Source organism: Arthrobacter sp. 2762 (assembly GCF_040548745.1).
Lineage (GTDB): Bacteria > Actinomycetota > Actinomycetes > Actinomycetales > Micrococcaceae > Arthrobacter.
In genome coordinates this window covers 484133-509474 of record NZ_JBEPSI010000002.1, presented here as the reverse complement: position 1 = coordinate 509474, position 25342 = coordinate 484133, and the positions used below count along the sequence as shown (strand labels likewise).

Sequence of the window (25342 nt, the reverse complement as noted above, 5' to 3'; positions counted from 1 at the left end):
CCATGGACCCCGAACCGCAACCGGCCAGCAAAATCATCAGTGATCCGATGGCCGTGATTCCGAGTGCTTTACCGCGAAAACCCCGTGACGATTTCCCGCCGAAAAGCGAGTGTTTTCCGGCGCGCGAAAGTTGTGTGTGCAATGTGTTGCCCCCTTAGAGTGCGCCCATGCGAAAGGCGCGTGGAGGCACAGTAACACCGGTCACATGCGCCCCAACAGGAGAAGTCTTCTATGACTTATCGCAAGGGGTCGGAGCTGCTTCTAGCCGACCTCCTCGTGGTCTTCGCGGTAGTCGTCGTCCTCTTCGGAGGAGGGCACCAGAGCCTGCTCGATAAAGTCTGCTTCCGCGGCCTCTGCTTCAGATACGCCTGCGAGCCGTGCAAATGCTGAACCGCCAGGAAGCACGTCTGTCCGCTGCTCCAGAACATCGGCCTCAGGGGCGTCATCGGGTAGCGGTTTCGTTAGCTCGAACTCCTCAGAACCCTCCGGGAGGACGGGCGTTTGCTGCTCAAGGGCATCGGCCTCCGGTACTTCACGCGGCGATTCCGGCTCTTGTCCGATGTTCATCATCTTCCTCCTGCTCGCTAATAGACTGGCTGACTCGCTAATGGATCTAAACGGCTCCTAACCTGAGCCCAACAACCATGATTGGTCAGTTTGGGTTTCCTTCGGGTGCCGGCGCAGTTTCCGGATCACCAGTTCCAGTGGCCACACCACCACCCGAAGTACCCCCGCCACCAGCAACAGAATCACAAAGAGCACTATGGCTGGCAGGCAAAACACGAACACCGTGATTGCAGTAATGAGATAACCGACGATATAAGCCGTCATCACCCCGGTGTCCACCGTGAGCTCCCGAAGATTGAATTACCAATAGAGGGTCTTGCCCGGTGTACGCACCAGGCTACGGTCTAACGGGTTTCGGTGGGACCGGTGCTGGTATCCGTGCCGGTCCATGGAGTTCCGCCACGGCTGACGGGTATCTTCCGTGACTGTTTCTCCGATTGCTCCGGCATGGGAATCCGCACTTCGAGGATGCCATCCGTATAGGAAGCATTGACGTCTTGTTCGGTCACCGCTGTTGGAAGTTTCACTGTCCGGGAAAAAGTGCCGTACCGGAATTCTGAGCGGTATCCCCTTTTATCCTTGTGCTCGGACTTTTCCTCATGGCGCACATGGATCTGCAGCTCATCACCGGACAAGGTGATGTCGACGTCCTTTTCAGGATTGATGCCTGGAACTTCGGCTTTGACCACCATTGATCCGCCGTCCCGGTATTCCTCCACCCGGAGCCAGGAGCCGCTCTCTCCTTCAAGGAACCGACGGACAGGATCGGCGATGTCGCTGGCCGACCAACGAAGTAGATTGCTCATCGTGGTGCCTCCTGTTTGTTACCAGGCCCCGCGGACCGACCCCGGGCGGGGCCTAAATCGGATCTACACAAATAAAATACGCCGAACACACATCGTTGTTAAGACGCTCCTTGGCTCACGGGAGCTTGCAGGATAGGCCTCCGTGGACGAGGCAAATGGCTATCCGTCCACGAGCGCTGCGGACGCTCCGGAAGCGTTTTCGCTTTCGAAGACAGGGCCTGCCGACGGCCGCTTCGCCAGGTGTTCCTCTCCGGGACCGTGGGGACGAAGCTGCTTAAAGACCCAAGGGAAAAAGTACGTCTTTGCCCACGCGAGGTCACCGGCCCTGGCTTGACGCCAGCTGCTTTCGGGCAGCGCTTTGGGCTCCAGCTGCCGAAGCGTATGCGGGACATTGAGTGTGTCCAGCACGGCGATGGCAATCGTGTGATGACCCAGCGGGGAGAAATGCAGCCGGTCCGGGTCCCACATCCTCGGGTCCCTGAGTTGCCTCAGCGCCCAGAGGTCTGTGATGAGTGTGCCGTGGCGGGAAGCAATAGCGCGAACATTCTCGTTAAAGATGGCCACTTTGCCACGGTTGCGTCCGAGTACGGGGGTGGATCCCCAGTCGGGTCCCGTGAACAAAACGATCGTCGCGCCTGTCTCTGCCAAGAGGCTCACGCCGGTCTCAAGCTTGCTGGCAAGCTTGTCCGGGTCACTGGCGTGGAACACCATGTCGTTCCCGCCTGCAGACAACGTGATCAAGTCCGGCTTCAGGGTTAGGGCCTGACCGATCTGCTGGTCGAGGATCTGCTGCAGCAGCAACCCGCGCACGGCAAGGTTCGCATAGGCAAAATCCCGGTGGTCGACTGCGAGTTCCTCGGCGACGCGGTCAGCCCAGCCGCGCAGCCCTCCGACGCTTCCTGGTTCCGGATCCCCAATGCCTTCGGTAAAGGAATCCCCAAGCGCCACATACCTGCTCCAAGGGTGCGAGCGGTCCTTGATATTCTGCCCAGCACCCGCTTTGAGATCAACAAGGCCTTCGGGGGTAACCCGGCCACGCCACCTCATTGCCCTACCTCCTTGTAAGGAAAAAGGTTCTTACACAGTGATAACGGCAGTGCTGGCCGTGATGTTCCCGGCACGTCCAACCGGTCAGAGGAACATTTCCTCCGCCACCACGGACGCTCCCGTCCCTAACCCGCGAACGGTCCACCCCGCACTTCGCCAGGCCTCAGCGTCCAGCACGTTCCGAGCGTCCAGCACCATCCGGCGTCGTACGAGTGAGCCTGCAAACGACGGCGAGAGGGACACGTATTCGTCCCATTCGGTGAGCAGCAACACGAGTTCGGCGCCCTCAAGGGCGCGCTTTGTGGAGGCCTCGAAGCGGATTTGCGGGTAGCGGATCCATGCATTGTTGATGGCTTTGGGATCGGTGACGGTTACGTGCGCGCCGGCGGAGGCGAGTTGCTGGGCGACGTCCAGGGCGGGGGAATCGCGGATGTCGTCGGTGTCCGGTTTGAACGCCGCGCCGAGGATTGTCACGGTTCTGCCGGACAGGAAGCCGCGGCACATTTCCCTTGCCACATCCACAGCACGGGTGCGCTGGTCCAGGTTGATGGTGTCCACCAAGGCCATCCATCGGTCCACGGACGGGACGGAAAGCTCGCGCGATTGGGCGCGGAAGGAGCGGATGTCCTTGGGCAGGCAACCCCCGCCGAATCCGAGCCCGGCATGCAGGTACCGGTTGCCGATGCGCGGGTCCAGGCCCATCGCCTCGCTGAGCTCGCCCACGTCAGCACCCGACGCATCGCACAGCTCCGCCATCGCGTTGATGAAGCTGACCTTCGTGGCCAGGAACGCGTTCGACGCCGACTTGATCAGCTCCGCAGTCGCAAAGTTGCAGACCAAACGAGGGATACCGGCGCTGATCAGCGGCTCGTACACGGCATCCAGAACGGCGGTCACCGGAGCTCCGGCGGCGGCACCCTTGCCGCCAGGAACCCCGTAAACCAGGCGATCGGGAACCAGGGAATCCTTGACGGCTGTACCCTGGCGCAGAAACTCGGGATTCCAGCCGAGCAGTACGTCCGAGCGTCGGGCCAGGACCGCACGCAGCGTCTCCACAGTGCCTACCGGCACCGTCGATTTACCCACGACGGCGGCACTCCTGGCCAGATGGGGGAGGAGGCTCTTCGTGGCGCTCATCAGGTAGGAGAGATCGGCCGTGTCGGAGGTCTTGGACTGCGGCGTACCCACGCAGAGGAAATGGACTTTGGCGTCGGCCGCTGCCGAGAAGTCAGTAGTGAACTTCAGGCGGCCCGTGGCGCGTCCATCGCTGAGAAGTTCGTCCAGGCCGGGCTCGTGGAAAGGAGCCAGCGCTTTGTTCAGTTGCTCAACCTTGTGGGAATCGACGTCGATGCCCACCACGGTGTGGCCCATTGACGCGAGCGTCGCGGCGTGGACTGCGCCGAGGTAGCCGCAGCCGATCACGGAGATCTTCATGAGGAGGGTCCTTTGCTTGAGGTCAGTTCAGTGGGGCCGGCCTCGATGGGAATGCCGGCGACGACTTCGTTGTAATGCCGCACCAGGTCGGCGCTGAGCACGGGCCACGTCCGGCCCTGGACTGAAGCGGTTGCTGCCGCTGCGAACGCGCGCCGCTTGGCGTCGTCGCCCATCAGGTCCTGCACGTAGTTCCGAAGTTGAGTGAGGTTCCCAGGCTCATACAGCCAACCCGTGCGGGAGTTTTCCACGAGGTCCAGGGGGCCGCCACGTCCGGTCGCGACCACAGGAACGCCCGATGCCATGGCTTCCTGGATGGTCTGGCAGAAGGTCTCGAACTCGCCGGGGTGGACGAAGAGGTCGAAGCCTGCCACGGCTTGCGCCAGAGAATCTCCGCCGAGGAAGCCGGCAAAGTGGGCGTTCGGCAGCGCGGTTTGGAGTGCTTCCCGTTGCGGACCATCACCAACGATCACGAGCTTCGTATCCGGCAGATCCGCCAGCACGGCAAGATCTTCCACCTGTTTCTCCACGGCGAGGCGGCCGACGTAGCCGATGATCCGGTGACCGTCCGGCGCTACCGAGCTGCGCCACGCCGTCGAACGTTTCGCAGGGTTGAAGCGCGCGGTATCCACGCCGCGGCGCCACATATCCACGCGCAGGATGCCGCGTCCGCGCAACTGATTCAGCGCGAACGTGGACGGCACAAGGGTTCGGGTGGCCAGGAGATGGATGTTGTCCACGCGGTTCCACGCCCAGTTCTCCAGGAACGGCACGCCATAGCGGGCGGCGTAGCTGGGAACCTCGGTTTGGTAGATCGCAACCGTCGGGATCCCGAGTTGATCGGCGGCCTGCACCGCGCGCCAGCCAAGGACGAACGGCGAGGCGAGATGAACGACGTCGGGGGCGAAATCGGCAAGGATTCGCTTGACCCGATTCACACCACCCAACGCAACCCGCACATTCGTGTAACCGGCCAGCGGCACTGAGGGAAGCCTGTGCACATACGCACCCTTGACGACGCTCGAAACCTCAGTGTCCGACGTCGACGGCGCGATCACCATCACCTCATCCCCGCGCTCCTGCAGATGCTCCAGCACCCGCAGTATCGAATGGGTTACCCCATTCATCAGTGGCAGGAATGATTCGGCGACGATTGCGATCCTCACGCCTTCAACGGTGGTCGGAGCGGTTGGCCTTGTGGGTTCGAACTGGTGGCCTGTGGAGGAAGAGTTGGTTAACAGGAGGGTGTCCTGTTTGTCGGAGGGCGCGCGTAGACTCTGGCTCACCGACGCGCTGGGGCGTCATGACTTCTGGGGGTCTTGCCATGTTTGCTGCTGGGGATGTTTCGCGCGCGCTTGGGGGAGTAAACGTACGACGACGGCGCCGGGCAGCGGTGCGGACAGTCGCCGTCGGTTTGGGCCTGGCGCTGCTGCTGGGAACCATCGGTTCGCCGGCGTCACCGGCTATGGCTGACGCGGTTACGGATGTTGTTCCGGTGGGGGACCAGCCCGGGGAAATTGCCGTGAACTCTGTGACGGACAAGGCGTACGTTGCCACGCTTGAGGGCGTCTCCATCATCAATGGGGTTTCAGGCGGAGGAGCCTTGTATTCGGGTGACATGCCCGTTGACGTTGCTGTGAATACGGCCACAAACAAGATCTATGTCAGCGAGATTGGTGGATCCGTTGCCGTGGTTGACGGTGTGACCCGCGCGGTAAAGTCTGTGCCGGTGGGTTCCGGGGCTGGCGTCGTTGCTGTGAACGAAACGAACAACAAGATCTATGTAGGCGTTGCTGGCGGTGTTGCCGTTATCGACGGTGCCACCAACGCCGTTACCACCGTTCCGCTCTCGGCGGGTGCGCAGGACATTGTGGTGAACGCTGCCACTAACAAGGTTTACATAAATTCCGGCGGAACTATAAGGGTCATCAACGCCGCTGGGAGCATTACAGGCGACATCATCATGGGCGCTGGATTCATTCTCGCCCTCGCAGTCAATCAGGCAACCAACAAGATCTACTACACCACGCTTGGCAGGTACGGTGCCGGCGTGAGTGTGATTGACGGCGCGACCGACAAAACCACGGGAAAGTACGAGTCTTCCAGCAAGGTCGGGATGTTGGCTGTCAACCCCGCCACCAACAGGATTTACGTGACGGCGGACAGCAACTCCACGGATGGTTACGTCAAAGTCCTTGACGGGGCGACCCTCACTGAGATGGCGCAGATCATCACACCCTCGCTTGTCCGGGACATCGTGGTGAATCAAGCCAGCAACAAGATCTACGTTCCTATGTCTGGCCGGGGAACCACCATCATTGATGGGGCCGACAACAGCAGTTCCGCTGTGTACACGGGGCAGGAGCCGGTTTCGGCGGCCGTGAACCCGTCCACCGGCAAGACGTACGTGGCCAACAATGGCAGCGACTCCGTGTCGGTGATCGATGGGACAGTGCCGGCACCTGTTAGGAACGACTTCAACGGCGATGGTTTTGCCGACGTTTTGGCTCGGGAAGCTTCCGGCGTGCTGTGGCTTTACCGGGGTGATGGTTCGGGTGGGTGGCTGCCACGTATCCAGGTCGGGCAGGGGTGGAACGTCATGACCGCACTGCTTGCTCCAGGTGATTTCAACGGCGATGGCCATGCTGATGTGCTCGCCCGCGACGGCGGTGGTTTGCTCTGGCTCTACCCGGGCAACGGTTCGGCAGGCTGGAAACCGCGGGTGCAGGTGGGCAGTGGCTGGGAGGGCATGAGCGCGATCGAAGGGATTGACTTCCACGGCGACGGGTTCGTAGACGTTGCAGCCCGCGACCGTGGTGGTGCCCTTTGGGTATACCGGGGAGATGGCAGCGGTGGCTGGTTGCCCAGGATGTGGGTTGGTTCAGGGTGGTCCGACATGTCCGAGATCACCGGCGTAGGCGACTTCAACGGTGACGGCCTGTCCGATATTGCTGCCCGCGACGGCGCCGGTGCACTTTGGCTCTACCCGCCCAACGGATACGGCAGCTGGCTGCCGCGACAAACCATCGGGCAGGGCTGGAACGTCATGAACTCCCTGGTTGGACCCGGTGACTTCGACGGCGACGGGCGCGCCGATATCTTGGCGCGCAACGCCGCTGGCGAGCTGTGGCTTTACTCCGGCAACGGGGGAACGGCGTGGCCTTCGGCTTCGCGCGTCGGCACGGGGTGGAATGCGATGACGGCGATTCTGTGAGTTTCCTTACAGCGATGTAGGCTCCGCTCATCGACGCGGCAGTCGCGTCTCACTTTCTGGGGGTCCCATTGGGTTCTGTCGCGTCCAACACCGCTGTGTCTGTAGTCGGAAAATCTCGTCTTAAGCGAACAACGGCGGCACTCGCCGTCGTCGTTTCGCTGGCCGTTTTGTTGATGGCTGGGTCGCCGGCTGTTGCCGACTCGACGTCGTTCGATATTGCCGTTGGCACAGCCCCACATGACATTGCAGTCGCCGGCAATGGGGATGTCTACGTTGCCACCGACGGCGGGGTGTCCGTCATCGATGCGGACACGAGAAAAGTGACCACAGTTGATGTAGGTGGCATTGCTCAAGGTGTTGCGACCCAGGGAAGCGACCGCGCCTATGTGAGTGTTGCGGGGAAAGCAGGTGCCAACGGATCCGTGGTCATTTGAGCAGGGGCGGGGTTTCCGTCATCGATTCCAACACGTCGGTTGTCGTCCGAACTGGAGCCCAGCCCGTGGCCGTGGCTGTCCACGAATACACAGGCACAGCGTACGTGGCCAACCAGGCCAGTGCTTCAGTGACCGTCCTTGAACCCGCAGACCCGCAGCCGGTAAAGAATGACTTCAACGACGATCGAAACGCCGACGTTTTTGCCCGTGATGGTTCCGGCGGGCTGTGGCTCTATCCCGGTGACGGCGCGGCCGGATGGCTCGATCGGCGGCAGGTCGGTCAGGGTTGGAACATCATGACGGCACTTCTTGCTTCGGGTGATTTCAACGGTGACGGTAAGTCGGACATTCTTGCCCGCGATAACACCGGCGTGCTGTGGCTGTATGGCGGGAATGGCGCGGCTGGTTGGCTGCCGAGGGTTCAAGCTGGACAGGGATGGAACGGCATGACTGCCATTACGGGCGTGGGCGATTTTAGCGGAGACGGCTATCCCGACGTTGCAGCCCGAGACAGCACTGGTGTCCTTTGGCTGTATCCCGGAAATGGCAAGGGAGGTTGGCTGACCCGTGTCCAAATTGGATCAGGATGGTCTGGGATGACAGACATTCTTGGAGTCGGCGACTTCAACACTGACGGTGCCTCAGATGTAGCCGCACGCGATTCAAGTGGTCGTCTGTGGCTCTATCCAGGGAACGGCGCCGGCGGCTGGCTGCCCCAAGTGCAGTACGGCCAAGGCTGGAATGGAATGACTGCCATGTTTGGTCCAGGCGACTTCAGCGGTGACCGCAAACCGGATGTGATGGCTCGCGACTCGTCCGGTGCCTTGTGGCTTTTCTCTGGTAGTGGTGGGGCGAAGTGGCCCATCGGCAGCGTTATTGGTCAGGGCTGGAACGGAATGACCGCAATCCTCTGAGAAAAGGTTGAGGCCCTCCCCAAGGTGAGGGCCTCAACCTTCTTTGTGCTCAATCAGTCCAGCGCTGGCGCCTTTTCAGCATTGCGGAGGACGCCGCCGTCGTGAATTGCCTCCTGATTCCCGCCGTTTGGGTGCCGACGCTTCATCACGAAGTAGCACCCGATCACGACCAACACGAAGGGAATGCCGAAGATCAGGGTCATCTGGAAGCTTTCGATGAAGAGGGTGGTGATCAAGATCGCCACCATCATGACCGCGCCGATCGCGGATGCCAGGGGGTAGAAACGCAGCTTGTAGTTGAGGGCTGTGCCGTGTCGCTTGGCGTGGCGTCGGAAAGCCAGATGGGTCAGGAAGATCATGAGCCAGGTGGACATCGCCCCGAACATGGACAACGCCATCATGAAGGTAAAACCGGATTCCGGGTTCAGAACGTAGACAACTGTCGCCACCGCAATGCCTCCGGTGCACAGCAGCAGGGCGTTGACGGGGGCGCCGTTCTTGCGCAGCTTGCCGAACACTGCAGGCGCCTGTCCGGCGCGGGACAGGCTGAACATCATGCGGGTGGAGATGTACAGCTGCGAGTTCATGGCCGAGAGAGCTGCGACGATCACGACGACGTTGATCAGCGAATCTGCGAAGGGAATGCCGACAACCTGCATGACAGTCACGAATGGGCTGTCGCCGGTGAGGATCTGGCTGACAGGTGCAATGGCGAGTATCAAAGCGAGCGTCAGGATGTAGAACAAGAACAGTCGGAAGACGGTGACCTTGAAGGCCTTCTTGACGGACGTGGCCGGGTCCTTTGCTTCACCGGCAGCGATGGCAATCATCTCGATGGAGAGGTAACTGAAGATTGCCACCACCACGGCAAACCACATGCCGCTGACGCCGTTGGGGAAGAACCCTCCTTCGGCTGTGTAGTTGTGCGCGCCGTAATCGGGGTTGTTGCTGCCAAAGACCAGGATGCCGGCCACGAGGATGAAGCCGAGGATGGCGAAGACTTTGATGGTCGAGAACCAGTATTCAAGGGTGCCGAAGGCCTTCACGTTGAACATATTCACAGCGATGAGTGCGCCTGAGAACATCAGGATCCACAGGATCGATGGGACTGAAGGGAACCACAATTTCATGTAGTCGCCGATGGCCGTGACCTCGGTGCCTACGGCCAGCACAATGCAGGACCAGTACAGGTATTTCGTGACGAACCCGGCCAAGGGGGAGATGTAGTGCTCGGCGAAGGCACCGAACGAGCCCGTGGTGCTGTGAGCAACGGTCATCTCCGCCAGGGCACCCATGAGCATAACGGCGACGAGGCCCGCAATGACGTAGCTCAGCAGAACGCTTGGCCCGGCGAAGGAGATCGCGAATTTGCTGCCGAGGAACAACCCTGTTCCGATGGCACCTCCAAGGGCGATCATGGTCAGCTGCGGGCCGGTGAGCTCACGCTTTAGACCTTTTTCACGCTCCGTGATTTGGTCAAAAGTGTCTGGCATTCTTTGTCTCCTTCTGATGAGCGAGGGTACGCATGTGCGCGAACATGTATGCGTGTTCCTGGCGGATGGTGCTTCGCGGCGAGACTCCCAGGGCGCAACTGGGGTGTGGCCTGATTCACAGGTTAGAATATTCGTCGGTTCAGGCGCATCAAGCCTGAATCATCGACCAAAACTGACGGAAGAATTTATGATCAATTCAAAAATCATTCGCGATCGGAGAGAGCAACCGAATCGGCTTCGCTTGGATGCAGCGGACATCGTGATTCTGCGGGAGCTGTCGCGGGACGCGCGGACGCCTAACAACATATTGGCAAGCCGGGCTGGACTTGCCGCGTCGACCTGCCTGAACCGGGTCCGGGCCCTCCAGACGGCAGGCGTCATCAGGGGCTTCCATGCCGAGATTGATCTTGGGAGCTTGGGCTTGGACGTCCAGGCCATGATCTCCATCAACGTTCACGCCCAAGCGCGGAAGAACATGCTTGAACTGGCGAGGTCGCTCCGCGATCTGCCGGAGACGCTGAGTGTCTTTGTTCTCGGTGGAGAACACGATCTTCTTCTCCACGCGGCTTGTGCCTCCACGGCAGAACTGAGGGAGTTCGTCGCGACACACCTGGGCAGTAATCAAGCCTTTGTCAGCACGCAGACCACTCTCGTCTTTGAGCGACTGCAGCCGGAAGCAGGTCCTATGGGCGCCTAGAAGGTATGAACCGGGTTTAGAGCCGGACGCGACTGGATCCTTGGGAATGAACTTCTTCCCGATTAGGCAAGGTTCAGCGTGTGCCCGGACCGGATTGTGCATCCCGTTCCGTACGGGCCTCTTTCAAATCCTTCCGCAGCCCTTTGTTGTCCGCCCGGAGCTCGCGATTGTCGTCAGCCAGCCCACGATTGTCCTCCGTCAGCCCCCGGTTTGCAGCCTCCAACTCGAGCACCAGTTTCACGCCGGCCAGGTTCAGCCCTTCGTCCAGGAGCGCGCCGATTCTGCGCAGGGTCGCAAGGTCAGTTTCGCTGTAGCGGCGGGTGCCGCCGTCGGTCCTTTTCGGGGTGAGCAGCCCTTTGCGCTCGTACTGCCGAATGTTCTGTTGACCGGTACCTACGAGTTCCGCCGCAACCGAGATCGCGTAGACTCCCATGTCGTTCCGGTCGGCGGCGCCGCCGCCGTGGGCCCCATCAGGCGCGGAGGCGCCGGGTCCGCCGTCGTGATCCGGCCGCTCGGTGTCGCGATCGCCAGCCATGCAAACCTCTCAAAAAATCTTTGAAAAAACCTCTTGCACCACTCTCTCACCGGTGCTATAAAAAATCTATACCAGCCAACACAGATCTGGAAGGCTGGCTCAACAACAAATCCGCATCAAGATCTGAAGGAGTGAGAACCAAATGCTGATGCGCACTGACCCGTTCCGCGAATTCGATAGGCTCGCCCAACAGGTTTTTGGCACAACAGCACGGCCAGCCGGCATGCCAATGGATGCTTGGCAGGAGGGCGAGGAATTCGTCGTCGCTTTCGATCTACCTGGGGTAAGCCCTGATTCAGTTGACCTCGACGTCGAGCGCAACGTCCTGACGGTAAAGGCCGAGCGGAAGTCTCCCGCCGGCGAGAACACCGAGATGATCGCCGCCGAACGTCCGCAGGGCGTCTTCAGCAGGCAACTGATCCTGGGGGACACCCTGGATACGGAGGGCGTCAAGGCCAGCTACGACGCGGGTGTCCTGACTCTTCGCATTCCTGTCGCCGAAAAGGCCAAGCCGCGGCGCATCGAAATCACGTCAAACGAGCAACGGCAGGAGATCAACGCCTAGCCACAGCTGCTCCGCTGGAGCTCCACCCGGGGGTGGCCAACCCAGCGGAGCGTCAGACCGGGAGCTTCGGATCGGCCGCAGCATCGGAAAAGAGGGCGCAGGCTTCGTGCCACGCCACAGCGCTTGTTGCGCAGAGGAAAACGCGGCCCCTGACGTTGTCTCCCGATTGATGGCTCCCGGCCCATGCCGGGGGCCATCGCCAAATCCGCAGCACTTATCCGGAACCAGCAGTGAGCAACAACCAACCCGACTACTACTCGATCCTGAACGTGGCTCCCAGCGCGACAGCCCGTGAAATCACCCACGCCTACCGCTCGCTGCTCCGTACCCATCACCCGGATACCCGCAAAAAGCCCGACGACGGCGACACCACCAACGCGGCCGACCTCCAGGAACTGCACGCCATCATGCAGGCGTATGTTGTGCTCTCAGATCCGGCGAAGCGGAGTGCCTACGACCGCAGTCGGCGAACAGGTGCGTCGTCGAGTGGTTCGTCAGGGTGGAGTGGTTCCACAGGCAAGCCAGTAAAGGTCCGTGTCCATAAAACGCCGGCCCCTCCCGCTGGCAATCAAAAGGATCAACAGCCTCTCGTCTTCGGCCCGGTCCACTGGGAACCGCTGCCCAGGACAACCCCCGGATTCCCGTCGCCCAAAGTCCGAAGGAGATACTTATGAGTGCCTGGCGCTCGTACGACAGCCACCTGATGCCCGCGTTCTACGAGAGATTCGAGAAACGCTGGGGAAAGGGAACCGCGCCGTTCCTGGACCCGGAAGTCCACGAGCAGCCCATGCCGCGCGCTCAATGGATCAATGTAGATACCGGGGCGGCTGTGGCAGTGGTCCCTATTTGGACGGACGATCCCGAACATCGGTCCTTTGGCGTCTTCTACCTCCCGCCGGCCGGGGATATTTGGATCCTCCGCCCAGGACCAACCACCTTCATGGAACCCGGCAAGGGCGGGAACAAAGAGCAGGTTTCGCTGCGTAACGACGCCTTCAAGAAAGCTGTCAATCACGCCAAGGAATTCATCTACGGGCCGCAGCCCTAGTGTTCTGCGTTGTCGGGCCAGTCCACACGTCAGGATTCCCGCAAGACATCCGGAAGCTCGTCGACGTAGACGGTCTGCGGCGGCTCAAAGTAGATCACCAGCACCTTCTCGCCCACAGGAAAGACGCTCGTCTTGTCGAACGGGTAGGCAAAAAATGCGCTGGTACCGCCATGGAAGGGGAGCATGACCTCGCCAATGGTGCCTGGCGCGATGGTCCCAGTGACCCTTCCGATCTTGCCGGTGAGGCTCCGATTGACCTCTCTATGCATCTGACGCCGCATCTGACGCCTTCGCCGGCGGAGACTTCACAGTAGCGGGTCGGGCGGGCGGTGCCGGCGGTCGGCTGGCTCCGTTCCCCTTCAATGCGGAAGCCAGGGACGGCAGGAAGCTGCCGACTTGGGACAGGATCCCACCCACCATGCTGTTCAGTCCGTCGCCCCCATTGAGGACGGTCAGCTGACCGATACGGGAGAAAGGCTCCGCGGCGGCCGAAACGATGGCGGGCATGTTCTCGGCGATTTGCTGGTTGATGACAGCTTCCTGGTTTGTCTCCAACGCTTCACCGCGGGCCTTGATACCTTCGGCCTCAGCCAACGCCTTGGCCTTTACCGCCGATGCTGCCGCATTTCCTCGGGCAGTCGTCGCAGCTGCCTCGGCTTCACCTGTCACACGGGTTGCACCGGCCATTGCCGCCGCAGCCCCCGCATTCGCTTGGGCCTCAAGTTCGACGCGCCGGGCGTTGGCCTGGGCGTCGAGTTCGATGCGTTTTGCCAAGGCCTCGGCGGCGCTGATGTCAGCAGCCTTCTTCGCTTCGGCCTCGGTGCGTTGGGCGTAGGCCTTGGCATCCGCGGGCTTGCGGATGGTGGTTTGCAGCTTCTGCTCTTCGCGGTCGGCCTCAAGCTTTGCCACTTCGGTCTCCTGAACCACCACCTGCTGCCGGGCAGTGGCATCGGCCAGTGGTCCGGCCTGAGCAGCGTTGGCACGGGCCTGTTCAGCATTCGCCTGCGCGGCAGATTGCTTGATGGCTGACAGGCTTTGGGCATCAGCAATCAGTGCAGCAGCTTCCGCTTCCTTCTCAGCCGCCTCACGGTTGCGGGTGGCCTCGGCGATCCGGGCCTCCATCTTGACCTGGGCAATGTGAGGCTTGGCGAGGTTCTGGATGTAGCCCGTCGGGTCCTGCAGATCCTTGATCTGCAGGGAATCCACCACCAGGCCAAGCTTCTCCATCTCCACGCCACTGGCACTGCGGACGAGTGAGGCGAGCTTGTCGCGCTCGCGGATGATCTCCTCCACAGTCATGCTGCCGATGATCGAGCGGAGATGCCCTTCAAACACGTTGTAGACCTGGCTCTCCATCTTCGGCTGCTGCCCCAGGAACCTCCGCGCAGCGTTCGCGATGAACGGGGGAGCGTCGCCGATCTTGTAGATCACCACGCCGTCAACAATCACCTGGATGCCTTGCGACGTCACACACGAAACCTTGAGTTCCGTCTCATTCAGGGTCAGCGCAAGGGTTCGGACGGTCTGCAGCCCGGGAACCACCAAGGCGCCCTTGCCTGTGACGATCTTGAAATCCATGCCGTCGGTATTTTCGAGCGTCCCGCGGGTAAGCCCTGAGATGATCAGGGCCTCGTTCGGTTCCGCCACTTTCCACATCGCCTTGGTTGCCAGCCACACGAAGCCGATGACAACGATCACGCCAAGAATGCCGGCGATCAAGGGGAAAAATGCCGAGAGGTCGTCCATTGACCTTGTCCCTTCAGACGATGTGAACCGGCTTCATCCGTTGACCCCCAGTAGGCCATGTGCCTGTTCGTGTACACAGTCTCGTTGGGCCGCAGCAGGGAAGTCCAGCACTTTTGTGCGTCATTTGTGCTACGACGTCCGGGCAGGCCGGGAGCCTGACCGCGTAACCCAGCTACCCGCCGTCGAGCATTAACAAAGAAGGCTGGTGCAACCTTTGGAGAGAATCCGTAGGTGGCTGCACCAGCTGCTAGTACGACTTTCTGTTATTAGTTGTGACACCTGTTCATTGGCCGCTCCTAGTTCCCGGCTTCTATTATTTCCGGGCCTTTTTATCGTCTGTGAAGTACTGGGCGAACATCCAGCCGGCGGCGATCATCAGGATGCCCAGCACCATGTGAGACCAGTTGTCCACGGAGTTCAGTGACAGGAAGTTGGCCGCCGAGTCCACTCCGACGCTCAGTCCGTAGATGCTCAGCACGACGTAGAGTGCGCCGAAGCCCATGAGGAAGTTTCGTGCGCCGTGCGCCGTGCGGGACATCGCCCAACCTGCCGCCCCGATGGCCAGTTGTACGAGGTTGAGCAGCATGGATACCTGGAACACGCCAAAGAGCATCGCGTGCGAGTTCGGGCCGAAGAATTGCAGCTCCGAATACTGCATGGTGATGCCCGGAATGAATCCCAGGACGCCAACCAGCGCGAGGACGGCACCCACACCCATGCCAACAACCTGGATGTCTTGCCGTCCGAAGTGGACACCGCGTGCATGTGAAGCAGACGTACTCATGTCGTCCTCCAGTCACCCCTTGCGAACATCTCCCATTTTACGGCCGGTTCAGGCAAAAAGCGCTGGAATTCGCGGTATTACAGGGCGCCTGCCGGGGGAGGGGTGCCTACCGTGGCACGATAGGACACGATGAAACTGCGCGCTGATCAGACCGGAAACCGTGGCCTCCCGATGCCCCTTTGGCTACAGGGTGGTTTGGAAGCGGCGCAGGCAGCCTTCATTTCGGCCATCGTTGTGATACTTCCGTTGGTCGGGGTGTGGGCCACTGACGGATTCCAGAACAGAAACGTGGACTTCCTGGCGCGCCTGGCCGGGCAGGCGTGGCTGCTGATCCATGGTGTTCCGTTGACCTTGGCGCAGGTCAACGTGGGCACGGCCGGCCAGCCCGGAACGGGTCTTCTTTCGCTGATTCCCCTGGGCCTGACGCTCATTCCGTTCCTGCTTGCGTGGCGGGCAGGACGACGACTTGCTCGGGCTTCGTACACGGACCAGCTGTGGCAGGCATTCCTGGGCGCCTGCGTTGTGTACGCCGCGTTCGCAACAGCTACAGGATTCGTGTGCCGCACCCCGGAAGTGGTCATCAACCTTTGGTTCGCCATGACCATACCGCTGATCGCCTTCGCGCTGGGGCTGGTGGTCGGCGCACGACGCGAGGCAGGCTCCTGGAGCAGGCTCATTGGTGTGGACGCCGTCGCCTGGATCGCGAAGACCAGCCAGCACTCACGCTGGGCAGGCTCGTATGTTGGCTCAGCTTTGAAGGCCGGATTCGTTGCGACCATGGCCGCTGTTTGCCTCGCCGCAGTGCTGTTGGCCGTGGACATCGTCTGGCACTGGACGGACATCATCGCTGTTTACGAAGGCCTCCAAGCCGGCGCTCTGGGCGGTGCAGTCCTCACGATCGCGCAGCTCGGATTCCTTCCCAACCTTGTGGTCTTTGCTTTGGCCTGGTCCTCCGGGGCTGGCTTCTCGCTCGGAGTAGGCTCGCACGCCGGGCCGCTGGGCACCGCCGTCGGGCCCCTGCCTGCCGTCCCGGTTTTCGGTGGGCTTCCCTCCGGACAACTCGACGCCGGGCCTATGGCTCTCGCCCTCCCCGTGGTTGCGGGGATCATGGCCGGCTGGTGGTTCCTCCGCGAAGGCGAAAATCACTTTGACGAGTGGCTCTCCATCAAAATCAAGGCCCGCTGGTTCACGGCCGCGGCGTCCACGTTGTTCCTGGGGTTGTTTATCGGTTCTGTGGCGGGGCTGCTTAGCGGTGCGCTCGCATGGGTCGCGCGAGGTTCAGCCGGTATCGGCCGGCTCACGGAAATCGGACCCCACCCGCTCTGGACGGCAGTCTGGTTGGCCGCCGAAGTGGGCATCGGCGTCGTGATCGGTTACGCGGTGGGGCCGTGGCTGGAACGCCGACAGAAGCTGCGCGAGGCCAACCTGGACGAAGTAGCGTTCGACGACGAACACGCCTGAGCTTGTGGGTTCGGCTTTTGGTTGGGCTTTCGTTGGGCTCGCTTTAGCGGACCGGGCCCGGCATCGAGTCTTCGAGCTGCGTGAGGCACTGTGTCTTGGCGGATTCCGTCAGGGCCGAGCGGGCACAATCCTGATACGTGGTGACTTGTTTGAAGAAGAGCACAGACGTCAGAATCAGCAGGCACATGACCGCCGAGACCACGAGCCCAGAGATGGTGCCGAACAACACCAGCCGGGGATGCTTGTACTTCACAGACCGGACCAGGACCACAATCCCGAGCACCAAACCAGCAACGGTCAGGATGGCGCTCAACCACACGTAGTTCACGTTCAGGGAGAACACGAAAAACGATCCCAAAGCCGACAACAGGAAAGCGCGGAACAGGATCTGTGTCACGCCGAAAGCGGACTTTTCCGCAGCGGTGCGGGGTTGCTGGCTCGGCCTGGGACCGACGTCGGGATTCATGTTTTCCAGCCTACGCGAGCCGCCCATAAGCTAGTGCAATGCGCATTGTTGTCCTCGTGTCCGGTACTGGTTCCAATCTTCAGGCTGTCATCGACGCCGTGAAGTCGGGTGAACTGGATGTCGAGATCGCCGCTGTGGGTGCGGACCGGCCCGATACTTACGGTGTGGAGCGCTCGGACGAGGCCGGCATTGAGACCTTCGTGGTGAACTTCAACTCGTTCGAAACCCGCGCCGAATGGGACGCTGCCCTCCGCGACAAGGTCCTTTCCTATAACCCGGACGTTGTGGTGTCTTCCGGCTTCATGCGGATCGTGAGCGCCGATTTCATCGAGGCCTTCAATGGCAAGTACGTCAACACACACCCGGCGCTGCTGCCGTCCTTCCCGGGGGCCCACGGTGTCCGCGACGCCATGGCTTACGGCGTGAAGGTGACGGGCTGCACGGTCCACTGGGCCGACGCCGGTGTGGACACAGGCCCCATCATCGCTCAGGAAGCCGTGTCCGTTCTGCCGGACGACTCCGAGGAAACCCTCCACGAGCGCATCAAGATAGTGGAGCGCCGCCTGCTGGTCCAAACGCTGGCGGACCTCGCCGCTTCTCCCAACTGAGTCGCACTTAAGCGCGTTTAGACCCCTCAAAACGCGCTGTGCTGCTACCTAGTTTCCGTAGAGCATCTTGTGCCTGTGGATAACGCCGCATGGGCATGGTGATGTTTGTCAGCATGGGGCATGAAGACTCCTCGGCCGATGCCTGAACCACTCTCGTCGATACCATTCACCTGGCAGGAAGCTGTTGCCGCCGGGATATCTCGACGGCGGTTGAGCCACCACGGTCTGGACTCGCCGAGCCGGGCGATTCGAGTCCCTCGTCTGAAAACAGAACATGCCTTCGCGGATATGGTTCGTCCGGTCACTCTGGTCACGCCATTTTCGGCGGCCTCGCATGCCACTGCTTTTTTGCTGTGGGAGTTCCCAGGGTTTTTACCTGGCAGTCACAGACCAGACATCCACATCTCGCGGCCCCACGCCATGGCCATCCCTCGACGGCGCGGTGTGGTGGGACATCGGGGACAGTTCTTCGAGGATGAAATCACCACGTTCAAAGGCCTGCTTATCACCAGCCGGGCTCGCACGTGGCTGGACTGTGCCCGGAAAATGGACATCGACGAGATCACTGTCGTGGCTGACCACTTGCTGCGTATACCGAGGCCGGAATTCGAAGGACGCAGTTCGCCGTACTGCACCATGGATGACCTCGAAGAAGTGCTGGACCGGCACTGGGGGACACCGGGTATTCGCAAGGCCCGCCTCGCTTTGGAACAAGCCTGCGTGGGTGCCGACTCTGCCCCCGAAACGAGGCTCAGGCTGGCGCTCAAGTGGGCTGGCCTGCCCGCAGCGGAAGTCAACGTAGCTACGGAACTAGGTCCCGGCGTCGTTCGTCAACCGGACCTGGCCTATCGCGAGCAGTGCGTTGCCGTTGAATATGAAGGTGAGGGTCACTCGGATCCGGAGCAGATCGTGAGGGACATTGCCCGTGAGGAGGACTTCAGCCGTGCCGGATGGATCCTTGTGAGAATCTCAAAGCGGCACATGTCTAACGACGCGAGGACCGCTGTGGCCAAGGTCCGGAGGGCGCTCGAAGCCCGCGGCTGGTCGCCCAAGTAAGTCGCAGTAGAGCGCGTTTTGACGACTCAAAACGCGCTCTACTGCGACCTAGTTGGGTACGCGGGCAGGCTACTCGAGGACGCGCTGCTTCGTCTCCGGGGCGAAGAACGCCATCCACACAACGGACAGCAGGACCAGCCCGCCGGCCATCGCGAACGACTGCGCCAAGCCGAATTCCGGCCAGAAGAACGAGGCGAACACCAAAGGCCCGAAGCCTGCGCCGATGCGTGAGAACGTCGAAGCCCAGCCGAAGCCCGAGCCGCGGAGCTCCGTGGGATACAACTCGGACACATAGGCGTAGAGGACAGGGATCGCCACCTGGACCACGAAGCCAAACACCAACAGCCAGAACACGGCGGCTTGCGGCACGTCCACCACAAACGCGACGATCACCAATGTCAGTGCGGACAGCGGGCCGGTGACGGCGAGGATCCACTTACGGCCCACCCGCTCCACCAGCAGCGCGGCCGCTATGACGCCCAAAAGCCCGACGGCGGCCATCCCGGCTGTGGTGACGAAGGCTTTGTACTCCTCGAAGCCGGCGCCAATGAGGATCCGGGGCATCCAGGTGAGGGACAGGTAATAGACCAACAGGATGCTGAAGAACAAGGCCCAGGCGGCAGTCGTGATTTTCCAATTGAAGGTCCAGATCTTGCGCAACTGTTCCCAGGCGCTGCCGGGGGAGAGCCTGGGAGCGGCCTGGGGTTCGGGCAGGCTATATGCCCGGGGTGAGGCGCCGGTGGCCTCCACCAAACCATCAATCACCGCCGCTGCCTCAGCCCGGCGGCCGGACCGAATCAGGAACAAAGGAGACTCGGGAACACTGCGCCGCACCCAGAAAACGAGGAGCGCCGGCAGCACCATAATCAGCATGGTGAGCCGCCAGTCGCCGAAGGCAGCAACGAGGCCAGCCGAGATGAAACCACAGAGCGCCGCGCCCACGGGCCACCAGCCATCCATCGCAGTGAGGACCCTGCCCCGCTGCTTGCGCGGCGTGAACTCACCCACCAGCGCATAGTCCACCGGGATGCAGCCGCCCAGCCCGAACCCGGCCATGAAGCGGAAGATGCAGAACCACACGATGTCCGGTGCGAAGGCGCCGAGCACGGTGAAGATGCTGAAGATCAGGAGGGTTGCCGTGAACGCCTTCTTGCGCCCGATGGTGTCGGCGATGGTTCCCCACGCGAACGCGCCCACGGCCATGCCGATCAGGTTGGCCGTGCCGATCCACGCAGCGTCAGCCGCCTGCAGTGACCAATGCTTGGACAGCAGCGGAATGAGGATGCCGTTGAGCGTCACGTCCCACGCATCGAACATGAACCCCAGGCCACCGATCACGAAGATTCTGCCTTGGACCTTCCACCGCCACGGCAGTTCCTGCACAACTTGTTCGCCGCTGGGCACGGCTGTGTATGTATTCATCTGCCCTCCTGCATGCAACTTTATGCGCTCGGGCCAACACCGCCGCCGGGTTACTTCTGGTTTTCGATCGCCCTCCGCAGGAAACCGCCAGCTTCTTCCAGAGCGCTCTTGGCCTGAGCTGGTTCGATGCCGGTCAGCAGCACCAGGATGGCCGCTTTTACAGAGCCGTTGACCGAGTCCAATGCGGCTACGGCTTGATGCGCGTCCACCCCAGTCGCGTGCTGCACTGTCCTTTGCGAGCGTGCCAGGAGTTTCTCGTTGGTCGCGCGCAGGTCAACCATCAGGTTCCCGTACGTCTTGCCGAGTTTCACCATCACCAGCGTACTGATCATGTTCAGGACAAGCTTCTGCGCCGTGCCCGAGTTCAGTCGTGTGGAGCCTGCAATGAACTCCGGCCCCACAACCACCTCAATCGCCACGTCCGCCAGATGGCTGACGGCCGAGCCCTTATTACACGCCAGCGACGCCGTGAACGCCCCCTTCTTCCGGGCCTCTTCCAGCGCGCCGATCACGTAAGGCGTCCGGCCGGACGCAGTAATACCCACGACGGCGTCCGCGTCCGTCACGTTGATATCGTGCAGGTCGCGCGCGCCCGCGGTTGCGTTATCCTCGGCATACTCCACCGGCTTCTGGATCGCCTGGACGCCACCTGCGATAAGTCCGACGACGAGTCCCGGCGGGGTGCCGAACGTCGGCGGGCACTCGCTCGCGTCGAGCACACCCAGACGCCCGGCCGTTCCAGCCCCCACATAAAGAAGGCGACCCCCGCGCTGGAGTCGCTCCGCAACGGCGTCGACCGTTTGCACAATCGCAGGGCTCGCCGCCTCAACCGCAGCGTGCACCCCTGCGCTGTGGGCAAGCATGGCCGCGACGAGTTCCTCCGTGCCCAGGATGTCCAGCTCGCTCAGGTTCTCGGCCGCGGCTTCCGTCTCCAGCCCGGCGAGTTCCGTGCGCAGGCCCGCCAGCCTGTCCGCGTCAGTGGGGCTAATCGGGCCAGTTTGTTCCGTCACGGTGGATGTACCTTTCCTGGATGAGCCCGCGGCGCGTCGCAGCGAGGGCAGCACCGTCCAAGCCATCGCCCAGCGGGGCCACCACCTCAATCCCAGCCGAAGCAAGGGACTTCCGCAAGAGCTCCGCAAAGAACCCGGAGCTGACCACTCCGCCCAGCAAAGCAACCCGGCGTGAGCCGGACGAATCGTCGCCCGCAGCCAGCTGCACTGTCTTGGTCAGGATGCGGCAGGCCTCGTCCACAATGACATTCGCGACGGCGTCACCCGCCTCCGCTGCGTGCAGAACCAGCGGCGCGAACCGGGCCATTGCCCGGTATGGGTTTTCGACGGACGCGAGCCAGCCCGGGAGCATTTCCGGGGAGTCGACCAGAGCCCCTGCCGCAGCCGAAAGCGACGTGGCAGGGCCGCCGTCGTGCGCTTCCAAAACGGCCTGGAGTCCTCGCTGGCCGATCCACCGGCCGCTGCCACGATCGCCTAGATAGGGTCCCCAGCCGTCGGCACGATGAAGGACCCCGGCTTCGTCGAAACGGAAGGCCACTGCCCCCGTGCCCACGATCAGTGTGGTGCCCGGCGCGCCCTGGAGGGCTCCGAGTTGGGCTGCGGTGGCGTCTGAAAGCACTGCTGCGGGGACACCGAAGCGTTGGGACAACATGGTGGCGAGCTGGCGGGACTTCTCCGCGGAAGCTTCGACGCCGGCCACTGCCGCGCCGATTCCCGTCAACGTGCTGACAGGAAGGCCTGGCGGGAGCATCGAGACCGTCTCAAGGAGGAGATCGAAAGCGATAGTGGGGCCGTTGTCCGTGTGCACCCCGGGAAACCCGTGTTGGTCGGCTGAGCCCAGTAACTCGGTGCCGCTGCGCAACTCCACGCGGCAGCGGCTCTTCCCTACATCGGCGGCGAGAACGACATCGGTGGCTTCCATGGCTCAACCCTATGTTGTGGGGCCTGTTGTGCGTGGCAAACCTGGGGAGTGGGGCGCGGAGCAGGCCCCGCAACGCAAGAGCAACCAGGACCCGAAACCAGCGCGCCAGCGAAACACGATAAACTCTCCGTATCCCCACCATCCGCGACATCTACGCGAACTAAGACGGAGACTTTTGTGAGCTTGACGCAGCTTGACCGTGTTCCCATCCGCCGTGCACTGATCTCGGTTTACGACAAGACGGGACTGGAGGAGCTCGCGAAGGGCCTGCACGCAGCCGGCGTCGCCATCGTTTCCACCGGCTCCACCGCGAAGAAGATCGCCGCCGCAGGCATCCCGGTCAAGGAAGTCGAAGAAGTCACCGGCTCCCCGGAAATGTTGGACGGCCGCGTCAAGACCCTGCACCCGCGCGTGCACGGTGGCATCTTGGCCGACCGCCGCGTCCCCGCGCACATGGACACCCTTGCCGGTATGGAGATCGAGACGTTCGACCTCGTCGTGGTGAACCTGTACCCGTTCGTCGAGACCGTGAAGTCCGGCGCAGCACAGGACGACGTCGTGGAGCAGATCGACATCGGAGGCCCCGCCATGGTGCGGTCGGCCGCGAAGAACCATGCCGCCGTCGCCATCGTTACGGACCCGAACTTCTACGGCGCAGTAGTTGCCGCAGCACAAGAAGGCGGCTTCGACCTCAATACCCGTCGCCGTCTGGCCGCCAAGGCCTTCGCGCACACGGCCAGCTACGACAATGCCGTGGCAACCTGGACCGCCAGCCAGTTCCTGGATGAAGACGGCGACGGCGTCATCGACTGGCCTGCCTACGCCGGCCTGTCGCTGGAGCGTTCCGAGGTTCTCCGCTACGGCGAAAACCCGCACCAGCAGGCTGCCCTTTACGTGGACAAGGCTGCCCCGGCCGGCATCGCCCAGGCTGACCAGCTGCACGGCAAGGCCATGAGCTACAACAACTTCGTCGACGCCGACGCCGCCCTCCGGGCCGCGTTCGACTTCGCCGAGCCTGCTGTCGCGATCATCAAGCACGCCAACCCGTGCGGCGTTGCAGTTGGATCCGCCGACTCTGCGGACCCGATCGCTGACGCCCACGCCAAGGCCCACGCTTGCGACCCCGTCTCCGCTTTCGGTGGCGTGATCGCCGCGAACCGCACCGTCACTGCCGGCATGGCCCGTACGGTTGCAGATATCTTCACCGAGGTTGTCATCGCTCCGGACTTCGAGCCGGAAGCCGTGGAGATCCTCTCCAAAAAGAAGAACATCCGTCTGCTGGCGCTCCCGGAAGGCTACGGCCGCTACCCCTCCGAGATGCGCCAGGTTTCCGGCGGCGTGCTGGTTCAGATGAGCGACAAGGTGGACGCCGACGGCGACAACCCCGCCAACTGGACCCTCGCCGCAGGCGAAGCTGCCGACGAAAAGACCCTCGCGGACCTCGCCTTCGCCTGGACCGCCTGCCGCGCCGCCAAGTCCAACGCCATCCTGATCGCGGATCACGGTGCTGCGGTGGGCATCGGCATGGGCCAGGTCAACCGCCTGGACTCCTGCCGCCTGGCCGTCGAGCGCGCCAACACGCTGGGCGTGCAGGTAGAGTCCGACGTCGAAGGTGCTGGCGGTGCCTCCAACGCCAGCGGTGGCGACGCACCTGAGCGTGCTCGCGGTGCCGTTGCGGCTTCGGACGCGTTCTTCCCGTTCGCTGATGGCCTGCAGATCCTGATCGACGCCGGCGTCCGCGCAGTGGTCCAGCCCGGTGGTTCCGTCCGTGACGAGGAAGTCATTGCCGCGGCCAACGCTGCCGGCGTCACGATGTACTTCACGGGCGCACGCCACTTCTTCCACTAACAAGACGGGCAACAGCCCAAAAGACAGTAGAAACGCAACGGCGGCCGCCCCCGGTAGGGGACGGCCGCCGTCGTGCATACGCACGCACTGAACAGGGTCGTGCCAGAAAAATCAGAACCGTTACGAAGCCGCCGCTGTGGTGTAGGTCGACTGGATGACGGAGCCCCAGTACGGGCCGTACATGGTGTTGGAGTTGCTGCCGTAGCCGTAGCTGTTGATCGAGTTCTGGTAGCCGCCGGAGCTGTTGCCGATGAACCACGGACCGCCTGAGGATCCACCGGTCATGTTGCACGGGATGCCCTGGGTGGCGAACTGCGGGTTGTAGGGATCGTTGGTGGCGGTGCCGGAGCAACTCTTGAGCGATTCACCATTGAAGGGAGGAGCCGCCGGGTAGCCGAATGACTTGTAGCTCAGGCCGCGGGCGGCGTTGAACTGGACACCGGAGGAGCCTACGACGTCTGCGAGCCGCTGGCCGTTGAGGGTGTTCATGACGGCGAAGGCGGTGTCGTACTGCATGTTGCCGTTGGATGCCCACTGGGTGGGGGAGTACAGCGCCCTTGCTGTCCACTTGCCATAGGGAGCGGAGCCGTTGAGGTAGGCGGGGACGAAGACGAAGTTGGTGGCGTAGGCGCCCGGTCCCTCGTTGACGCAGTGGCCTGCCGTGGAGACGGTGCTCTTGTTGGCAGCCGTCACGGAGTTGCCGGAGCAGACGTAGTTTGAGCCGCCCAGGGTGAAGAAGATCTTGCCAATGTGCTTGACGGGTGTTTCGCTCTGGTTGGTCTTGAGGTTGATGGCCTTGGAGTCGGTGGACGCCTGCTGGCCTTCGACGCTGCTAAGGGCGCCCGGGGCTTCGGTGACCGGGGCTTTTCCGAGGTTGAGGAGCCGGCCGCGGTCCAGTGCCTTGTTGGCGAGGATGTCGCCGGACTTGGCGTTCTTCATGCGTTCCGGGGTCCAGTAGTCTGCGGCGCCGTTGTCCGACGCTACATGGCTGCTGACCGCAACGCCGCTGGAGTCTGTGGTGTTAACCGGAGCCGCATTGGCGCTGGTGGTTCCGACCAGAGCGAGGATTGCGGCAGCGGACAGACTCAGCAGGCTTGTGGCCAGGGTCTTGGTTTTTGTCACGTTGTTCCAACCTATCGAGGGAGTGGGGCGGCCAGTGATGGCGACCGCCGACTGACGGAATCGAAGCTACCCAACGTATGACAAGTTTGTAAAGAGTTGTTTCACAGTTTGTGATATTTTGCTTTCACTTCTTGTCACACGGCGGG

The 25342-nt window shown here is 62.1% G+C and carries 27 protein-coding genes; 11 read left to right on the top strand and 16 right to left on the bottom strand.

The genetic code is table 11. The features are described from left to right. Positions 1-261: 261 nt before the first annotated feature. From ABIE18_RS06300 to ABIE18_RS06275, 6 genes are all read right to left on the bottom strand, one after another. Complete coding sequence (locus tag ABIE18_RS06300; RefSeq protein WP_499721799.1) at positions 262-567, bottom strand: Rv3202a family protein; 306 nt, start codon at positions 565-567, stop codon at positions 262-264. A 57-nt stretch (positions 568-624) separates the two neighbouring features. Then, the gene (locus ABIE18_RS06295) at positions 625-846 is read right to left on the bottom strand and encodes a hypothetical protein (RefSeq protein ID WP_499721798.1); all 222 of its coding nucleotides are present in this window, start codon (positions 844-846) and stop codon (positions 625-627) included. A 65-nt stretch (positions 847-911) separates the two neighbouring features. Next, positions 912-1373: an Hsp20/alpha crystallin family protein gene (locus ABIE18_RS06290; protein ID WP_499721797.1), complete on the bottom strand. Its 462-nt coding sequence runs from the start codon at positions 1371-1373 to the stop codon at positions 912-914. A 159-nt stretch (positions 1374-1532) separates the two neighbouring features. Then, positions 1533-2420 carry an SGNH/GDSL hydrolase family protein gene (locus ABIE18_RS06285; RefSeq protein WP_499721796.1) on the bottom strand — a complete coding sequence of 296 codons (888 nt, stop codon included), beginning with the start codon at positions 2418-2420 and terminating at the stop codon, positions 1533-1535. An 84-nt stretch (positions 2421-2504) separates the two neighbouring features. Continuing rightward, complete coding sequence (locus ABIE18_RS06280) at positions 2505-3854, bottom strand: UDP-glucose dehydrogenase family protein (protein ID WP_499721795.1); 1350 nt, start codon at positions 3852-3854, stop codon at positions 2505-2507. Further along, a complete protein-coding gene (locus ABIE18_RS06275) occupies positions 3851-5017 on the bottom strand; it encodes a glycosyltransferase family 4 protein (protein WP_499721794.1) in 1167 nt (388 codons plus the stop codon). Before ABIE18_RS06275 ends, ABIE18_RS06280 begins: the two co-directional genes overlap by 4 nt. Before the next feature lie 137 nt (positions 5018-5154). On the opposite strand from ABIE18_RS06275, the gene ABIE18_RS06270 reads away from it, so the two are divergent. The 3 genes from ABIE18_RS06270 to ABIE18_RS06260 all read left to right on the top strand — a co-directional run bounded on the left by ABIE18_RS06270 (position 5155) and on the right by ABIE18_RS06260 (position 8413). Next, positions 5155-7065: an FG-GAP-like repeat-containing protein gene (locus ABIE18_RS06270; RefSeq protein WP_499721793.1), complete on the top strand. Its 1911-nt coding sequence runs from the start codon at positions 5155-5157 to the stop codon at positions 7063-7065. 68 nt (positions 7066-7133) lie between these two features. Next, positions 7134-7499: a hypothetical protein gene (locus ABIE18_RS06265; RefSeq protein WP_499721792.1), complete on the top strand. Its 366-nt coding sequence runs from the start codon at positions 7134-7136 to the stop codon at positions 7497-7499. A 71-nt stretch (positions 7500-7570) separates the two neighbouring features. Beyond that, on the top strand, positions 7571-8413 hold the full coding sequence (locus ABIE18_RS06260) for an FG-GAP repeat domain-containing protein (RefSeq protein ID WP_499721790.1): 843 nt from the start codon (positions 7571-7573) through the stop codon (positions 8411-8413). 53 nt (positions 8414-8466) lie between these two features. Here the strand turns inward: ABIE18_RS06260 and ABIE18_RS06255 are convergent, their stop codons facing one another. After that, a complete protein-coding gene (locus tag ABIE18_RS06255) occupies positions 8467-9906 on the bottom strand; it encodes an amino acid permease (protein WP_499721789.1) in 1440 nt (479 codons plus the stop codon). A 187-nt stretch (positions 9907-10093) separates the two neighbouring features. On the opposite strand from ABIE18_RS06255, the gene ABIE18_RS06250 reads away from it, so the two are divergent. Then, positions 10094-10603, top strand: a complete 510-nt coding sequence (locus ABIE18_RS06250; RefSeq protein ID WP_499721787.1) for an Lrp/AsnC family transcriptional regulator — start codon at positions 10094-10096, stop codon at positions 10601-10603. A gap of 73 nt (positions 10604-10676) precedes the next feature. On the opposite strand, the gene ABIE18_RS06245 is transcribed toward ABIE18_RS06250, so the two are convergent. Next, a complete protein-coding gene (locus tag ABIE18_RS06245; RefSeq protein ID WP_499721786.1) occupies positions 10677-11138 on the bottom strand; it encodes a MerR family transcriptional regulator in 462 nt (153 codons plus the stop codon). A gap of 142 nt (positions 11139-11280) precedes the next feature. On the opposite strand from ABIE18_RS06245, the gene ABIE18_RS06240 reads away from it, so the two are divergent. The 3 genes from ABIE18_RS06240 to ABIE18_RS06230 all read left to right on the top strand — a co-directional run bounded on the left by ABIE18_RS06240 (position 11281) and on the right by ABIE18_RS06230 (position 12751). Continuing rightward, positions 11281-11703, top strand: a complete 423-nt coding sequence (locus tag ABIE18_RS06240; protein ID WP_499721785.1) for an Hsp20/alpha crystallin family protein — start codon at positions 11281-11283, stop codon at positions 11701-11703. Between the two features lie 230 nt (positions 11704-11933). Further along, positions 11934-12377, top strand: a complete 444-nt coding sequence (locus tag ABIE18_RS06235) for a J domain-containing protein (protein WP_499721784.1) — start codon at positions 11934-11936, stop codon at positions 12375-12377. Further along, positions 12374-12751 (top strand): hypothetical protein, encoded by a 378-nt coding sequence (locus ABIE18_RS06230; RefSeq protein ID WP_499721782.1) that lies wholly within the window; start codon positions 12374-12376, stop codon positions 12749-12751. The genes ABIE18_RS06235 and ABIE18_RS06230 overlap by 4 nt, the downstream gene beginning before the upstream one ends. 29 nt (positions 12752-12780) lie before the next feature. On the opposite strand, the gene ABIE18_RS06225 is transcribed toward ABIE18_RS06230, so the two are convergent. The 3 genes from ABIE18_RS06225 to ABIE18_RS06215 form a co-directional block, all read right to left on the bottom strand. After that, positions 12781-13032 (bottom strand): NfeD C-terminal domain-containing protein, encoded by a 252-nt coding sequence (locus tag ABIE18_RS06225; protein WP_499721781.1) that lies wholly within the window; start codon positions 13030-13032, stop codon positions 12781-12783. Continuing rightward, a complete protein-coding gene (locus ABIE18_RS06220; RefSeq protein WP_499721780.1) occupies positions 13013-14497 on the bottom strand; it encodes a flotillin family protein in 1485 nt (494 codons plus the stop codon). Before ABIE18_RS06220 ends, ABIE18_RS06225 begins: the two co-directional genes overlap by 20 nt. Positions 14498-14810: 313 nt before the next feature. Continuing rightward, complete coding sequence (locus ABIE18_RS06215; RefSeq protein WP_499721779.1) at positions 14811-15281, bottom strand: DUF4383 domain-containing protein; 471 nt, start codon at positions 15279-15281, stop codon at positions 14811-14813. Between the two features lie 129 nt (positions 15282-15410). Here ABIE18_RS06215 and ABIE18_RS06210 point away from each other — a divergent pair, with 129 nt between their 5' ends. Beyond that, complete coding sequence (locus ABIE18_RS06210; protein ID WP_499721777.1) at positions 15411-16742, top strand: cell division protein PerM; 1332 nt, start codon at positions 15411-15413, stop codon at positions 16740-16742. 43 nt (positions 16743-16785) lie between these two features. On the opposite strand, the gene ABIE18_RS06205 is transcribed toward ABIE18_RS06210, so the two are convergent. Continuing rightward, positions 16786-17235: a hypothetical protein gene (locus ABIE18_RS06205; RefSeq protein WP_377651663.1), complete on the bottom strand. Its 450-nt coding sequence runs from the start codon at positions 17233-17235 to the stop codon at positions 16786-16788. 11 nt (positions 17236-17246) lie between these two features. Here ABIE18_RS06205 and purN point away from each other — a divergent pair, with 11 nt between their 5' ends. Further along, positions 17247-17816, top strand: coding sequence for a phosphoribosylglycinamide formyltransferase (purN, locus tag ABIE18_RS06200; RefSeq protein ID WP_499721776.1), 570 nt, complete (start codon positions 17247-17249; stop codon positions 17814-17816). 420 nt (positions 17817-18236) lie between these two features. Then, on the top strand, positions 18237-18872 hold the full coding sequence (locus tag ABIE18_RS06195; RefSeq protein ID WP_499721775.1) for a hypothetical protein: 636 nt from the start codon (positions 18237-18239) through the stop codon (positions 18870-18872). Between the two features lie 69 nt (positions 18873-18941). Here the strand turns inward: ABIE18_RS06195 and ABIE18_RS06190 are convergent, their stop codons facing one another. From ABIE18_RS06190 to ABIE18_RS06180, 3 genes are read right to left on the bottom strand one after another with little or no spacing between them, the layout of a single operon-like run. Then, entirely contained in the window at positions 18942-20294 is a 1353-nt protein-coding gene (locus tag ABIE18_RS06190) for an MFS transporter (protein ID WP_499721774.1), read from the bottom strand. 50 nt (positions 20295-20344) lie between these two features. Next, positions 20345-21304 (bottom strand): N-acetylmuramic acid 6-phosphate etherase, encoded by a 960-nt coding sequence (gene murQ, locus ABIE18_RS06185; RefSeq protein ID WP_499721772.1) that lies wholly within the window; start codon positions 21302-21304, stop codon positions 20345-20347. Beyond that, on the bottom strand, positions 21279-22226 hold the full coding sequence (locus tag ABIE18_RS06180) for an N-acetylglucosamine kinase (RefSeq protein ID WP_499721770.1): 948 nt from the start codon (positions 22224-22226) through the stop codon (positions 21279-21281). Before ABIE18_RS06180 ends, murQ begins: the two co-directional genes overlap by 26 nt. A gap of 177 nt (positions 22227-22403) precedes the next feature. Between ABIE18_RS06180 and purH the strand changes: the two genes are divergently transcribed. After that, positions 22404-24074, top strand: a complete 1671-nt coding sequence (gene purH / locus ABIE18_RS06175; protein ID WP_499721769.1) for a bifunctional phosphoribosylaminoimidazolecarboxamide formyltransferase/IMP cyclohydrolase — start codon at positions 22404-22406, stop codon at positions 24072-24074. A gap of 120 nt (positions 24075-24194) precedes the next feature. On the opposite strand, the gene ABIE18_RS06170 is transcribed toward purH, so the two are convergent. Continuing rightward, entirely contained in the window at positions 24195-25196 is a 1002-nt protein-coding gene (locus tag ABIE18_RS06170) for a trypsin-like serine peptidase (protein ID WP_499721768.1), read from the bottom strand. Between the last annotated feature and the right edge of the window lie 146 nt (positions 25197-25342).

Bases quoted from the DNA above. Each gene is read 5' to 3' on its own strand.
- ABIE18_RS06215 (WP_499721779.1), bottom strand. From the start codon at position 15,281: ATGAGTACGTCTGCTTCACATGCACGCGGTGTCCACTTCGGACGGCAA.
- ABIE18_RS06250 (WP_499721787.1), top strand. From the start codon at position 10,094: ATGATCAATTCAAAAATCATTCGCGATCGGAGAGAGCAACCGAATCGG.
- ABIE18_RS06280 (WP_499721795.1), bottom strand. From the start codon at position 3,854: ATGAAGATCTCCGTGATCGGCTGCGGCTACCTCGGCGCAGTCCACGCC.
- ABIE18_RS06230 (WP_499721782.1), top strand. From the start codon at position 12,374: ATGAGTGCCTGGCGCTCGTACGACAGCCACCTGATGCCCGCGTTCTAC.
- ABIE18_RS06285 (WP_499721796.1), bottom strand. From the start codon at position 2,420: ATGAGGTGGCGTGGCCGGGTTACCCCCGAAGGCCTTGTTGATCTCAAA.
- ABIE18_RS06205 (WP_377651663.1), bottom strand. From the start codon at position 17,235: ATGGGCGGCTCGCGTAGGCTGGAAAACATGAATCCCGACGTCGGTCCC.
- ABIE18_RS06190 (WP_499721774.1), bottom strand. From the start codon at position 20,294: ATGAATACATACACAGCCGTGCCCAGCGGCGAACAAGTTGTGCAGGAA.
- ABIE18_RS06290 (WP_499721797.1), bottom strand. From the start codon at position 1,373: ATGAGCAATCTACTTCGTTGGTCGGCCAGCGACATCGCCGATCCTGTC.
- ABIE18_RS06180 (WP_499721770.1), bottom strand. From the start codon at position 22,226: ATGGAAGCCACCGATGTCGTTCTCGCCGCCGATGTAGGGAAGAGCCGC.
- ABIE18_RS06270 (WP_499721793.1), top strand. From the start codon at position 5,155: ATGACTTCTGGGGGTCTTGCCATGTTTGCTGCTGGGGATGTTTCGCGC.
- ABIE18_RS06300 (WP_499721799.1), bottom strand. From the start codon at position 567: ATGAACATCGGACAAGAGCCGGAATCGCCGCGTGAAGTACCGGAGGCC.
- ABIE18_RS06210 (WP_499721777.1), top strand. From the start codon at position 15,411: ATGAAACTGCGCGCTGATCAGACCGGAAACCGTGGCCTCCCGATGCCC.
- ABIE18_RS06240 (WP_499721785.1), top strand. From the start codon at position 11,281: ATGCTGATGCGCACTGACCCGTTCCGCGAATTCGATAGGCTCGCCCAA.
- ABIE18_RS06195 (WP_499721775.1), top strand. From the start codon at position 18,237: ATGGCCATCCCTCGACGGCGCGGTGTGGTGGGACATCGGGGACAGTTC.
- ABIE18_RS06220 (WP_499721780.1), bottom strand. From the start codon at position 14,497: ATGGACGACCTCTCGGCATTTTTCCCCTTGATCGCCGGCATTCTTGGC.
- purN (WP_499721776.1), top strand. From the start codon at position 17,247: ATGCGCATTGTTGTCCTCGTGTCCGGTACTGGTTCCAATCTTCAGGCT.
- ABIE18_RS06255 (WP_499721789.1), bottom strand. From the start codon at position 9,906: ATGCCAGACACTTTTGACCAAATCACGGAGCGTGAAAAAGGTCTAAAG.
- ABIE18_RS06245 (WP_499721786.1), bottom strand. From the start codon at position 11,138: ATGGCTGGCGATCGCGACACCGAGCGGCCGGATCACGACGGCGGACCC.
- ABIE18_RS06225 (WP_499721781.1), bottom strand. From the start codon at position 13,032: ATGCGGCGTCAGATGCATAGAGAGGTCAATCGGAGCCTCACCGGCAAG.